Consider the following 13,365-nt stretch of genomic DNA (forward strand, 5'->3'; position numbering starts at 1 on the left):
CTCGGTGATCTGCGCGACCGCGTCACGCTTGAACTCGGCGCTGAAATTGCCTTTGCCCATCTCGGCCTCCTTGCCTCAAAATTAGGGAAGAAGGCGTCTACGAATCTAGGGGCTATTCATTTTGAGGTAGAGTCCGTCCCAACGAAGGAGACGGACAGAATGAAGAGATCAAGGTTCAGCGAAGAGCAGATCATCGCGATCCTGAAGCAGCAGGAAAGCGGTGTAGCGACAGCGGAAGTGTGCCGCGAGCACGGGATCAGTTCGGCGACGTTCTACAAGTGGAAGGCGAAGTTCGGCGGGCTCGAAGTGTCGGATGCCCGCAGGCTGAAGGCGCTCGAGGATGAGAACGCAAAGCTGAAGAGGCTGTTGGCCGAGCAGATGCTGGACAACGCGATGCTGCGAGACGTTGCATCAAAAAAATGGTGACGCCCGCGGCCAGGCGGGAGGCCGTGGCACATCTGTGCGAAGCGCATCAGGTGAGCCAGCGGCGGGCGTGTGCTGCCCTTGGAACCGATCGGTCGAGCGTGCGCTATCGCAGCGTGCGACCCGACGATACCGACTTGCGTCAAGCAATGAAGGCCGTGGCGGCAGAGCGCCGTCGGTTCGGCTATCGGCGCGTGCATGTGATGCTGGAACGGCAGGGCTGGCAGCGCACAATACCGGAGGGCAGCTGGCTGGCACGCATGTTGGCGCGCAAGCCCTGGATGCTGGTCGCGATCGCACTGGCCAACAAGATGGCGCGGCAGATCTGGGCGATGCTGACGACGGACGAGGATTACAGGGATCCGGCGCTGGCAGGCGCGGCATGATGCTCATGTCAAACCGGCAGTGACGGTGCGAGGGGGTGTCAGAAGACGATGATCTGAATGGGCAAAATGATCGAACAGATCCGGATTGGGAAAACCAGCAGGCTGCTGCGAGCCTGAGGGCTCGTTCTTCAGATGTGGACCCGATCCGCTGATCATCATCCCGGCCCACGGCTTCTGGAAATGCCGCACACTGAGGCCTGACAGAAGTTCGCACTCGATCACATGCTCGAACGGTCAAAAATTTCTTGCACTACGGGCGGCAACCACAGAAGCAGCCTGCTAGGGCCTGTCTCTTGGGGACCCCGAAACACTGCCCTGTCAATCTTCCTAAGATTAGTGGTGTTCAAAAGTAGAATTTTCTCGGCAAGATATCTGAGGAGATTTACGATGAAGAACGGACGATACAGCGACGCACAGATCATGGCGGTGTTGAAGCAGGTAGAGCTTGTTGCCGAAATCGGTGCTTGCATGACCTCCCTTTCCCTCGGACTGACCCCAGATTTTGGGCAGAGCGGCGCATACATCGAAGGATGGCTTAAAGCCCTGCGGGACGACAAGAAGTTCATTTTCAGCGCCGCCAGCGCGGCACAGAAGGCGGTGGACTACACCACTGCCCTCGCCAACATTCAACATCGGGAATCCTCGACCCCAAAGGACGAGCTAGGTTGCTACAGGGAAAGGATATGTTGCCGATGAATACATGACGCCAAGCGCGTGGCTCAGTACATCGCGGCAGAAGTCGGCCCGTGTCGGAATGATCTCTCCGGTTTCAGGGTCGATCTTTTGCTGTTCTATCCCGTCCGCTTCGTGGCTCTCGTCCAGGATCATCACAGCATTGCTGGCAAGCGAACGCATGGCGGTTTGGCGATAGGTCGCCTGCCGTGAACTGGCCATACAGGGCGGCCCGAGCGGAGGCTTGCGACCATCTCGGGGTCAGACCAAATCGAAAGTGATCCGCGCTGTTTCAGCGATCACGCTGGATTCACGCGGTGAATCCCCAAGCCGATTTGTGCAACGAGGCCGCGCCGCGCGTTCTTGCAGGACGCAAGCACGACCCTAGCTGGCTTGAGCCAGGGCCTCCTGGCGTTTCCTCAGCATGTTGATCTGACGGTATTCCGGCTGGCCGGTCACCTCTTGTCCGGCCCAGGGGGGCTTGGGAAAGTCGATGTCTTCGGAGGGCAGTTCGACCTCGGCCAGAATGATGCCATCCAATATGCCGCGATATTCATCCACGATCCATTCAAACCCGCCATAGGGGACGTGGTATCGGGTTTTTTCCATCACACCGCTTGGACAGTGCGCGTCCAGCATGGCCAGACCGTCGCTGTGAGGAATTTCATACTCGAATTCGTCTCGGGTTATGCCTTGGCGCGGTCCCTTGACGGTCAGCGTGGCGCGTTCGTTGTAAAAGCGGATGCGCACCTTGCGGCCACCCTCGAATGCGATCAGCCCGTCCCGAAGGTTGACCGCCTGCGAAACATGCTCTCGCCAACTGTCGTTGACGAGCAGAAACTTGCGTTCAATTTCCTTGGGCATTCGGCACTCGGGTTTTGATTGCAGTCGATGGTATGCGCGAAGCAGAGCGGGCGATATAGAGGTTTCTAGCAGAAGCTCCACCCCGGGTGTCGAGAAAATGCAGGCTCCGGCCCGCAGATCAGGTGTTTACATGAAAAATCGGCAGATTCTTGGTTTCCGTGGCGTCACCCCGAATTGCACCCTGTCGTTCACATCTCTGCGATGTTAACACTTGCAAATTCATATGAGGCTTTGTGGCCCGGGTTTGAAGCGCGCAAGGGGGCAGAATTGGCAAGGCACGATACGGTGGATTTCATGATCCTTGCGGATTCTCCACAGACATTATTCGCCGAACAGGTCGCCAAGCTGCAGCCACAGCTGGAAGAGGATGTAAAAACCGGTTTTGCGCTGCTGGACAATTTTGATGGCGATTTGCGCCAGTCGGGGCGGGCGTTGCTTTGGATGGGCGATGGGCTGTTGCTGTTGGATGATCGCGCAGCTTCTTTGTTTCAGGCGTTACCTGGCAATCAGCGGTTCGTGGCGGATTTACCTGACGGCCCTGTAAAAAACGCGCTTGCTGACCTGCCCGATCTGCGCTGTTTGCTGGAACTGACATCGGGCAGTCTGAGCCGCAGGAATGGCGCGCTGGTCGATGATGAAGGCAAGACCCGCACACGGTTCACCTTGCTGGAACTGCATGGCACCGACGGCAATGTCATGTTGGTCCAGACCGAAAAATTGCGCGGATATGAAAAGGCGCATGGCCAGTTACAGGCATATCTGCTTGCCGCAGCTGATGGCGGATCGGGGGCGACGGCGCACATCTATCATGCGCTTGTGCCTGATCATCTGCCCTATATCGCCAAACCCAAGACGGTCTTTGCACCAGATGAAAAAGCCGTCGTTGCCGCCACGCATGTCATCTCGGCCTATCTTGCCGTCGCGCAACGCAACGAAGAGGGGATCATCGCGGATCTGGATACCGAGTTTCTGCATGATTACCGCGTTGCCCTGCGCAAGATCCGCTCGGTTCTGAGTTTGTTCAGGGGTGTGTACTCTGACAGTCAGACCGTCGCGTTGAAGCGCAGCTTTTCCGAGCTGATGGCCCCGACCGGCCGCTTGCGTGACATCGATGTCTATCTGATGGAGCGCGACGACTACTATCGCCTGCTGCCTGAAAGCCTGCATGGCGGGCTGGAGGAAATGTTCGGCCGTTTTCAGAAAAGTCGCAAATCAGAGCTGCGAAAGCTGACCCGCCGTTTCGAAGGACAGGCATATGCGCGGCAGATGACATCCCTGCAGGCGCTGTTTTCCGATACCTCGCGCCTGCATATGGGGCCTGCGGCAGAACGGCCGGTGCATGAATATGCGCGCGAACTGATATGGAAACGTTATCGCAAGGTCTGCAAGATGGGGCGTGCGATCGACGACAACACGCCCGATGAGCTGGTGCATGAATTGCGGATCAACTGCAAGAAACTGCGTTACTTGATGGAATTTTTCGCACCGCTCTTTTCCAGAAAAGAGGTCAAGGCCAGGATCAATGACCTGAAGGGGTTGCAGGATAATCTGGGGCTGTTCAACGATTACTCGGTTCAACAGGTCGCCCTGCAAGAGGTATTGGATCGTGCCAAGATGTCCGATCGCGGCAAGAAACTGGACATGGCCAAAAGCGTTGGTGCCCTGATCGCGATTCTGCACCAGCGCCAGCTTGATGAACGCGCCCGCGTGACCCGCAGTTTTGCCGAATTCGACAGTGCCGCTGTTCAGGACAGTTTTCGAAATCAGTTTCAGAAGGTGACCGCCTGACATGAAAATCATTGCTTGCTATTCAAACAAGGGCGGGGTTGGCAAATCGGCGGCGGCGGTCAATCTGGCCCATGCGGCGGCCAGCGCCGGGGTCAATACCTTGCTGTGCGATCTGGATCCGCAAGGGGCTTCGGGGTTCTATTACCGGGTCAAGCCTTCGAAGAAGCTTCAGGATGACCGGTTCTTCACCGATGTGAAGAAATTCACCAATGCGATCAAGGCCAGTGACTATCCGAATCTCGACATCCTGCCCGCCAATATGAGCTATCGTGATTTCGACGTGTTCCTGTCGCGGATGAAGAACAGCCGCTCGCGATTGAAAAAGGCGTTGAAATCGGTGGATGCGGATTACGATCTGATCATCCTTGATTGCCCGCCCAACCTGTCGACCCTGTCAGAAAATGTCTTTCGCGCCGCCGATGCGATCCTTGTTCCCGTCGTCCCCACGACGCTTTCCGAACGGACATTCGAACAGATCACCGAGTTTTTCCGTGACGAAGGTCTGTCCGACAAGAAGCTGGTGCCGTTCTTTTCGATGGTGCAGCGCCAAAAGACCCTGCATGGCGAAACGATGGCGCGGATGCGCGAAACCTATGGCAAGCGGTTTCTGGATGCATTCATTCCGTTCACGACCGATATTGAACGGATGGGTGCCCATCGCGCACCGGTTGCAACCTATGCGGCACGCAAGACCGGCGGTCGCGCCTATGACGCGTTCTGGCAAGAGTTGTCATCCCGCCTGAAGTTGACATAGTGCGCCCGTCGACAAGGCCGTCGCGCGCGATCTAGAAGTCGAGCCCCAGATCGATCGTGCCGACCGAATGGGTCAACGCCCCCGATGAGATATAGTCGACGCCTGTCGCGGCGACTTCGGCAATGCGATCAAGGCGCATATTCCCCGAGGCTTCCAGGATCAGGCGTCCGCCGTTCATGGTCACTGCCTGTGTCAGCATCGGTGTCGACATATTGTCCAGCAACACGACATCCGCGCCGCCCTGATCCAGCACTTGCTGCAATTGATCCAGATCATCGACTTCGATCTCGACACGCATCATATGTGACGCGCGTTCCCTGACGGCTTGCAGGACCGACGCAATTCCTCCGGCGGCGGCAATGTGATTGTCCTTGATCAGAATCGCATCCGACAATGAAAAACGATGGCTAAAGCCGCCTCCATGCAGCACCGCCTGCTTTTCGACGAGGCGCAGGCCCGGGGTGGTCTTGCGCGTGCAGGTGATCCGGGTGGCGAAACCCTCGGTCCGGGCAACGAAATCGGCGGTCATCGTGGCGGTGCCACAAAGCCTGCCGAGGAAGTTCAGAGCAACACGTTCGCCCGAAAGGATCGAGGCGGCTTCGCCCTCGATCACGGCCAGTTCGTCCCCCGCAGCAAAGCTGTTGCCATCGTCAATCAGGATCCGGACGTGCAGCGATGGATCGACCAGGCCAAAGGCCAGCCGCGCAAGCTGCATTCCCGAAACCACGCCTGACTGTCGTGCGACGATCCGGGCGCGATATTGCGTGCCGGCCGCAATGACGGTGCGGGTCGTGATGTCGCCATTCGTGCCCAGATCTTCCAACAGCGCCGCGCGCACCAGCGGTTCAAGGATCATGTCGGGCAAAGGGGGCAGGGTGGTCATACATCCTCCGATAGCAGGGCATCGCGCATCGCAAGCGCGGTATCAAGTGTCATTCGGCTGCGGATTGCGGGGTTGATCTGGTCCGGGAAATCATCGCGGTAATGTGCGCCACGGCTTTCGCGCCGTTCCAGCGCGGCGGCGCAGATCAAGGTGGCGGTGGCGGTCATGTTCAGCAGGGTTTCACAATCGGACTGGCGGGATTCGATCCGGGCGATTTCGCGCAGGGCGTTGCGCAGACCGGTGCCATTGCGCACCACACCTGCGCCCGCCGTCATCACCTTCCGCAATTCCTGGACCAGATCGTCTTGGGCGGTCGGGCCGGGTTGCAAATCAGGCAGCACCACCGGCGGTTCGTCTTGTTCCGGTGCGGTGACGCTGTGCCTGATATCCAGCGCGCAGATGCGTCCAAAGACAAGCGCTTCCAGCAATCCGTTCGACGCCAGGCGATTGGCGCCATGCAACCCTGTCGAAGATGCCTCGCCACAGACCCAAAGCCCTTCGAGGCTGGCGCGTCCATTGGCCGCGACGGCGATTCCGCCCATGTGATAATGCGCTGCGGCGGCGACCGGGATCGGTTCGCGGACAGGATCGATGCCCGCGTTCAGGCAGGCATTGGCGACGGCGGGAAATTCTTCGATGATCCGTTGACCCAGACAGGCGCGTGTATCCAGCATCGGACGCTGACCTTGCCGCCATTGCGCATAGATCGCGCGCGCCACAACATCGCGGGGGGCCAGTTCCGCGTCGGGGTGAACATCGATCATAAAGCGTTCACCCGCGGCGTTGATCAAGTGTGCGCCTTCTCCGCGCAGGGCTTCGGTTGCCAATGGCGCCGGGTCAACGCCGCAATCAATTGCAGTCGGGTGAAATTGCACGAACTCGGCATCGGCGACAATCGCGCCGGCTCTTGCGGCCATGCCGATGACCTCGCCCCGGATACGCGGCGGATTGGTCGTGACGGCAAACAGCCCGCCCGAACCACCGCCCGCCAACAAGACCGCCGGCGCATCGATGGTCACCGTCTGTGATCCGTTGCTGCGGGCGATCCGAACGCCTTGGACGCGATTGGCCGATCGGATCAGGCCGGTGGCAACCACCCCCTCCAGAACCTGGATCGAGGATGTGGCGCCTGCCTGCGCAATCAGCGCGCGCATGATTTCCGCACCTGCCTGATCGCCGCGGACCCGAACCACGCGGGCAAAGCTGTGGGCGGCTTCGCGGGACAGGACGTAATCGCCGTTTTCGCGCCGATCAAAGGGTGTGCCAAGTCTGGTCAGGTCAAGGATATGGGTCCGCGCCTCTTCGGTCACCATCCTTGCGATGGCCGGGTCGACGCTGCCTGCACCGGCGCGCAATGTATCACGGGCATGTGCCTCGGCACTGTCGGCGCGATCCATCGCCGCCGCGACCCCGCCCTGCGCCCAGCCGGAACTTGCCCCTTGCCCCAGCGGATCGGGCGAGATCATCAGAACCGGGCGCGGTGCCAGCTTGAGCGCCGCATAAAGCGCAGCCAGACCTGCGCCCACGATCACGACGCGATTGGTGTTGATCATGTCCAACCTTGGTATGGCCTCAGGCGGCCAGTTTGCGGGACAGTTCGATCATGCGTTCGACAGCCTTGCGGGCATCGGCAGCGATTTCCGGATCGACCTCGACGGCCCCTGACATGCTGTGCAGGGACCACAGGATCTTTTCCAGAGTGATCTTTTTCATATAGGGGCACATGTTGCAGGGCCCCAGGAACTCGACCTCGGGATGTGCATCCGAGATATTGGACGCCATCGAACATTCGGTCACCAGCATCGCCTGAGCGGGGCGTTCACGCCCCACCCAATCCAGAATCCCGGCGGTCGAGCCCGCGAAATCAGCTTCGGCCACGACGTCCGGGGGGCATTCCGGATGTGCGATGATCTTCAGATCGGGATGCCAGCTGCGGAAATCGCGCAGATCCTGCGGGGTAAAGCGTTCATGAACGATACAGCGGCCATCCCACCAGACGACCCGTTTGTGGGGCACCTGCTTGGCAACATTCTGGGCCAGGTATTTGTCGGGCGTCATGATGACCGTATCACTATCCATGGCGCTGACGATCTGGGCCGCGTTGGCCGAGGTGCAGCAGATGTCGGACGCGGCTTTCACCTCGGCCGTGGTGTTCACATAGCTGACCACGGGCGCGCCGGGATATTGCGCGCGCATCTGGGCAATACCTTCTGCGGTAATGCTTTCCGCCAGCGAACAGCCGGCTTCCATGTCAGGCATCAGCACCGTCTTTTCCGGACTGAGAATTTTCGATGTCTCTGCCATGAAATGCACGCCGCACTGCACGATGACATCGGCCTCGACCCGTGTCGCCTCGATTGCCAGTGCAAGGCTGTCGCCGACCACATCGGCAATGCCGTGATAAATATCGGGCGTCATGTAGTTATGCGCCAGAATGACCGCATTGCGTTCGCGCTTTAGCCGATTGATCGCGGCAACATAGGGGGCTGCAACCGCCCAGTCGGGCAGAGGCACCACACGGTCCATGCGTGCGTGAATGTCGGACATGCTTTCGGCAAGCTCTAGCGACGGTTCAAGGTCATAATGGGCCTGCAATTCGTCGCGAATGGCCGTCAGATCTAGCAAAATCATGTCCTCCCATGGCGAACCGTGGCCCGGGGGCGGGCAACAATCCGGTTCTGGCTGTGCATGGCTGTTCAGCCATGGAGGCGGTTGTTACCGAAATCCTGACGTTCAGGCAATATTATGGCATGTTTGCGGGACGCTTTTCGTCGGTTTTGTCCGGATTATCGGTTCTTTCGCGCCTTTTGCCACGGTGCCCCATAGGCCAGCCATATCGCCGAAAGCCACCAAAGCGCCAATATCGCCCAGAAATCCGCCGCCAGTCGCCGCGGCAGACCCTGATCGGGTGGGTTCATCTGGAAGGCATCGCTCAGCACCGACAACAGCACACATGCCAGGAATGACCAAAGCCCGCCCCGACCGATCTGTTGCAGCCCGACGCCGAACCATGTGCGGGCCAGACGTTCAAGCGGCGTAGCCAACGGCACGGCGACCAGCCAGCTGGCTGCCACGATCGCCATATAGCGCGTGCCGTCCAGATGCCATTTGTTGATGCTGCCATAGACCTGTTTCAGCGCCTCGCGCAGGGGCAGGGCCGGTTCGCCTATCTTTGCGGCGATGACGATGGTTGTGCCAAACAGGAACATCCCCGAGGCCAGCACCGTGATCAGTCGCCGGTGGCGCAGCAGTACAGGCATGAAATCCTGCCGGAACAATCCCATGGCCACGCCGGTAAAAAAGAGCAACTGCCAGCCAAACGGGTTGAACAGCAATCCGCCCTTGTTGTGGTTGGGGATCATCGGGTTCAGAACCGGGGCGAACCACCACAACACCAGTGATCCCGCCGCAAAACTCAGTGGAAAGCGTTTCAGAACCGGGACAAGGATGGGTGAGGACGCGATCAGAACCACGTAGACTGCCAGAACATCCAGCAGGTTGGGTTGCAGCCACATCGTTGCCAGAACCCCCAGATAGCCTAGCGGATTTTCCAGAACCCAGACGGCATATTGGTTCCAGACGGCGGTATGTTTCATGCCAAGCGCCAGCAAACCGGCAGACAGCAGCGCCATGATGATACCGCCCAGAACCAGCGCCCGCCAGACTTCAAAGGCACGCCGCGCAAAGCGCCACTGCGCCTTGCGCAGCCCGTCGCGTCTTTCGACGCTTAGCCAGACCAGACCGACCAGGAAACCGGAGAGCAGGACGAACAATTCCGCCGCGTCAAAGATCGAGAAATTGGCCAAAGTCAGGCCGCGCAGGCCCGAGACCGGCATATGGTCCAGCATGATGCAGACCAGCGCATAGCCGCGCAGCATATCAAGGGCAATCAGACGATTCATTGAATTGGCTTACCTTCGCGACGCCCGTGATCAACCCGGCAGGCGGCTGAATTGTTCAAGCAGCGCCGAATCCGAGATCAGAGCGTCGGTTTCGTTGCGATCCAGAAAGCCAAGGGCCTCTGTCTGTGTTTCGGCATTCTCGATCTTGGCTGCCGCCGTGATGCGCGGCAGGCGCTGCGCGGCCGGCAACTGGGTCGGTGGCTGCAGCAGCGCGATATGGCGCGCCCGTGCCTTTGCATCGCGGCCAAGGAACAGGATCGCGTCAGCGCCGGTCAAGGCGCGGGGCAGCGCGCGTGCCGCGGCCGCCGCTTCGGACAGGATCGCGGGAGGCATGCGTTCCTCTGGCGTGACCAGCAGTCCGCGCATGCGCGCCCATCGCCCGAAAACCGGGCTGGCCGACAGTCGCGAGGTCAGTGGCGACAGGATCAATCCGGCCAGGATCGGTGAAAGCCAGATCAACTGCGCCGGCGAAAACCGCGCCAAAACGATCAAGGTCACCACGCCCAAAAGCACATGCGCCCAGTGGCGGCTAAGCACCAGCCCCCAGCCGGGCATCGTGCCAGCGCGGCTTTGGGCCTGCCAGCCGCTGTCGCGGCCGCGCAGAATGTCGATGATCTGGCGGGTCTGGATCAACATCTGAACCGGCGCGATCAGGGCTGACAGGAAAATCTCGAACAGGGCGCTGGCAAAGATCCGAACGGGACCGCCCGCCTCGTTGCCAAGGGGGCGTGTCCAGGCACGCAATGTCGCGATCAGTTTGGGCAACAACAGCAACGCCATCGCCGCAGTGAACAGCCACAGCATGCGTTTGGCGTCAAAGACCGGCCAATCGGGGAACAGCTGATAGGCGTTGGGGAAATATTCGGGCGTTGACAACAGAACCGTCGCCGAAAGGATCAAACCCACGAGGATCAGTGCCAGCCAGATCGGGCTCATCAGAAAACCCAGGATGCCGACTGCGAAATGCACCCGGCTGAACGCACGCGCGCCACGCATTGCCAGCAATCGGGTATGCTGCAAATTGCCCTGCGCCCAACGCCGTTCACGCGCGGCCATATCCAGCAATGTAGGGGGACATCCTTCATAGCTGCCGCGCAGATCGGCATCCAACCGCACCTTCCAGCCGGCCCGGCACAGTGCTGCGGCCTCGACGAAATCATGGCTGAGGATGGTGCCCCCAAAAGGCGGGCGCCCGCGCAGACGCGGCAGGCCACAAGCTGCGGCAAATGCGCTGATGCGGATGATGGCGTTATGGCCCCAATAGTTTCCCGTGTTCCCGGACCAGGCTGCAACCCCGCGTGCGATCATCGGGCCGTAAACCCGGCCGGCAAATTGGGTCAGGCGCGCAAAGATCGTTTCTCCGCCGACCAGAACCGGCATGGTCTGGATCAAGCCAAGATCCGGGTCGCCATTCATGCGGGCCGACAGATGGGCGATGGCATCGGCGGTCATGATGCTGTCGGCATCAAGCACCACCATCTGATCATAGCGCCCGCCCCAACGGCGCACGAATTCGGCGACATTGCCGGATTTACGGTCTTCGTTGCTGGTTCTGCGCCGATACCATATCGGCAGGGGCGAGGTCTCGCGCGCCGCAGCAATGGCAAGTGTTTCGTTGACGGCGATGGCGGGGTCGCGGCTGTCTGACAGCACAAATATCTCGGCACGGTCCGCAAGACCCTTGCGTGCCAGATCCCCGGCCAGCGCCGCCAGCAATCCAATGCTTTGCGTCGCATTTTCGTGATAGATCGGCATGACGACCGCGACGCGGGCCGTGTTCGGGCCATCGGGTGTCGTGATGCGAGGCACCAGCTGTCCGGCAAGCAGAGCACAGAACGAAAAACCGATCCATGCGAATGTCGGCACGAACAGCACCAGCAACGCCATCTGCATGGGCGTGGGTTTGTCGCCAAAAGCGGCGAACATCTGCCAAAGACCGATCAGGGCGATGGCCGCCGTGCCGCCAAATGTGATCAGCCGCGCCAGCCAGACCCGCCAGCAGTTTTGCGGGCGGGGACGATGCCTGGTGCAGGCCGCCGCGAAATCCTGCACGGGCATCGCCATCGGAGCCTCGGGCGGGACGGCACCGGTATGACGGGTCATGTTCTGATCGTCACTCATGCCGACCAGCGCGACAGCCATGTTTCACTTAGCGCTACGCCATCCTTGTCGATCAGCAGGGCCTGCAGATCGGCCAGTGTTGCGTCTCCGGGTTCGAATTCGAAGGCCAGCCGCAATACATTCTGGTCGCTCAGCGGTTTCAGATAGGCATGCACGATCCGCCCGGCCGAAGTCGTGACCTGCGATTGCGGCAATTCGTCCCTGAACAGGGACAGGTCGAAATCGATGATGAAGCTGCGCGTGGTTTCGACATTGATCGATCGGCCTGCACGAACCTGCCGGACCTTGGCCAAGGGGACGTCATTGGGCGGCAACGGCGCGAAGCTGAGGCGATAGCGGAATTCATGCCGCTCGTCCTTTTTCATCACCTCTTTGGGTAACCAGTAGCTGACGATATTGTCGTTGAACTCGTTCTCGACCGGAATTTCGATCAGGCGAACCTCGCCCGCGCCCCATTCGCCTTCGGGCTGTATCCAGGCCGAAGGGCGCTGATGATACATCGCCTCCGCATCCTGATAATCGGTGAAATGCCGATTGCGCTGGATCAATCCAAAACCACGGGGATTGTCGTCGACAAAGGACGAAATCTGCAACGCCTTGTGCGATGCGAGGCTGCGCCACAATGCCTGGCCGGCCCCGGTATGCATCTGCAAACCGTCGCTGTCGTGAACGGCGGGGCGGTAATCATCCACATTGCGGCGGCTGGCCGGGCTGAACCAGAACATGGAGGTCAATGGGGCAATGCCCGTATGTTGCAGGTCGACGCGCGGAAAGATTGCAACGCGCGTGCGCACCATCGTGACGGCCCCGGGATTGACATCGAATTGGAACGCCGCGGTCAGGGACTTGCTGTCCAGCAGGGCGTGAATCCGGACCCATTCCGATGTTTCGTCGGGTTCATGGACCCAGAAATCGGTGAACAGGGGAAATTCCTCGCCATCGGGGCTGCCGGTCTTGATCGCAAGGCCACGTGCCGACAGGCCATACAGCGTCCCGCGCGCGACGGCCCGGAAATAACTGGCGCCCTGAAAGACCAGAAATTCGTCCATCACGCCGGGGCGATTCAAGATCGTGCGCAGGCGAAAGCCCGACCAGCCCATGTCGCCCCTGGTTTCAAGATCGGCGCCATCGGGGAACTGGGACGGGTCGAATTCCAGCAGCTTCGGGTCAAACCCGAGTTTGACCGGCACGCCGTCGCGAACGATGCTGATATTGACCGGTTCGTAAAAGATCATGCCGGGCGGCAACAGATCCATCGCAAAGCGCTTGGTGCGGGTCAGCGGGTCGTTCTCGCCCTTGAAGCGGATACCCCGATACTGATCGTAGTTCAGATCGGCAAAGCTGCCTACCTGTTCCGCGACCGGCTGCTTGTAAACCGATTTCGCGCGTTCCGTTGCCAGTTCAGCAACGTCTTCAAAACCGAAAGGTGCGGGCGCCGGCGCACCCGGCTGATCGGTTTCGGCGGGGGCGCCTTCGGTTTGGCTCTGCGCTTTGACCGGCGTTGCAACGAAGGCACCGCCGGCAGCCGCCGCAGTGGCGGCATTGAGGAATTCACGACGCTTCATATCTGAT

At 60.0% G+C, this 13,365-nt stretch carries 10 protein-coding genes and 2 pseudogenes; 5 read left to right on the forward strand and 7 right to left on the reverse strand.

The window, feature by feature from the left end; all coding sequences use genetic code 11:
• Positions 1 to 159: 159 nt before the first annotated feature.
• The 3 genes and pseudogenes from PAF17_RS17600 to PAF17_RS17610 all read left to right on the forward strand — a co-directional run.
• Positions 160 to 644: pseudogene (locus tag PAF17_RS17600) on the forward strand (transposase); the annotation flags it as partial.
• Positions 624 to 809, forward strand: a pseudogene (locus PAF17_RS17605) (IS110 family transposase); the annotation flags it as partial. The pseudogenes PAF17_RS17600 and PAF17_RS17605, both read left to right, overlap by 21 nt.
• Before the next feature lie 387 nt (positions 810 to 1,196).
• Positions 1,197 to 1,505: a zincin-like metallopeptidase domain-containing protein gene (locus PAF17_RS17610; protein ID WP_271890410.1), complete on the forward strand. Its 309-nt coding sequence runs from the start codon at positions 1,197 to 1,199 to the stop codon at positions 1,503 to 1,505.
• 360 nt (positions 1,506 to 1,865) lie between these two features.
• On the opposite strand, the gene PAF17_RS17615 is transcribed toward PAF17_RS17610, so the two are convergent.
• Positions 1,866 to 2,345 carry a CYTH domain-containing protein gene (locus PAF17_RS17615; RefSeq protein WP_271890411.1) on the reverse strand — a complete coding sequence of 160 codons (480 nt, stop codon included), beginning with the start codon at positions 2,343 to 2,345 and terminating at the stop codon, positions 1,866 to 1,868.
• Positions 2,346 to 2,612: 267 nt separating this feature from the next.
• Here PAF17_RS17615 and PAF17_RS17620 point away from each other — a divergent pair, with 267 nt between their 5' ends.
• Positions 2,613 to 4,133, forward strand: coding sequence for a CHAD domain-containing protein (locus tag PAF17_RS17620; protein ID WP_271890412.1), 1,521 nt, complete (start codon positions 2,613 to 2,615; stop codon positions 4,131 to 4,133).
• Position 4,134: 1 nt separating this feature from the next.
• Positions 4,135 to 4,887, forward strand: coding sequence for a ParA family protein (locus PAF17_RS17625; RefSeq protein WP_271890413.1), 753 nt, complete (start codon positions 4,135 to 4,137; stop codon positions 4,885 to 4,887).
• 31 nt (positions 4,888 to 4,918) lie between these two features.
• Here PAF17_RS17625 and nadC read toward each other — a convergent pair whose 3' ends face one another.
• The 6 genes from nadC to PAF17_RS17655 all read right to left on the reverse strand — a co-directional run bounded on the left by nadC (position 4,919) and on the right by PAF17_RS17655 (position 13,358).
• Positions 4,919 to 5,770, reverse strand: a complete 852-nt coding sequence (nadC, locus tag PAF17_RS17630; protein WP_271890414.1) for a carboxylating nicotinate-nucleotide diphosphorylase — start codon at positions 5,768 to 5,770, stop codon at positions 4,919 to 4,921.
• Entirely contained in the window at positions 5,767 to 7,323 is a 1,557-nt protein-coding gene (locus PAF17_RS17635; protein ID WP_408636441.1) for an L-aspartate oxidase, read from the reverse strand. Before PAF17_RS17635 ends, nadC begins: the two co-directional genes overlap by 4 nt.
• A 19-nt stretch (positions 7,324 to 7,342) precedes the next feature.
• Positions 7,343 to 8,401: a quinolinate synthase NadA gene (gene nadA / locus PAF17_RS17640; protein WP_408636442.1), complete on the reverse strand. Its 1,059-nt coding sequence runs from the start codon at positions 8,399 to 8,401 to the stop codon at positions 7,343 to 7,345.
• Positions 8,402 to 8,556: 155 nt separating this feature from the next.
• On the reverse strand, positions 8,557 to 9,672 hold the full coding sequence (gene opgC, locus PAF17_RS17645; RefSeq protein ID WP_271890416.1) for an OpgC domain-containing protein: 1,116 nt from the start codon (positions 9,670 to 9,672) through the stop codon (positions 8,557 to 8,559).
• Positions 9,673 to 9,702: 30 nt separating this feature from the next.
• On the reverse strand, positions 9,703 to 11,814 hold the full coding sequence (gene mdoH, locus PAF17_RS17650) for a glucans biosynthesis glucosyltransferase MdoH (protein WP_271890417.1): 2,112 nt from the start codon (positions 11,812 to 11,814) through the stop codon (positions 9,703 to 9,705).
• The gene (locus PAF17_RS17655; protein ID WP_271890418.1) at positions 11,790 to 13,358 is read right to left on the reverse strand and encodes a glucan biosynthesis protein; all 1,569 of its coding nucleotides are present in this window, start codon (positions 13,356 to 13,358) and stop codon (positions 11,790 to 11,792) included. Before PAF17_RS17655 ends, mdoH begins: the two co-directional genes overlap by 25 nt.
• Positions 13,359 to 13,365 lie beyond the last annotated feature (7 nt).

It is taken from the genome of Paracoccus onchidii (assembly GCF_028294535.1).
Classification (GTDB): domain Bacteria; phylum Pseudomonadota; class Alphaproteobacteria; order Rhodobacterales; family Rhodobacteraceae; genus Paracoccus; species Paracoccus onchidii.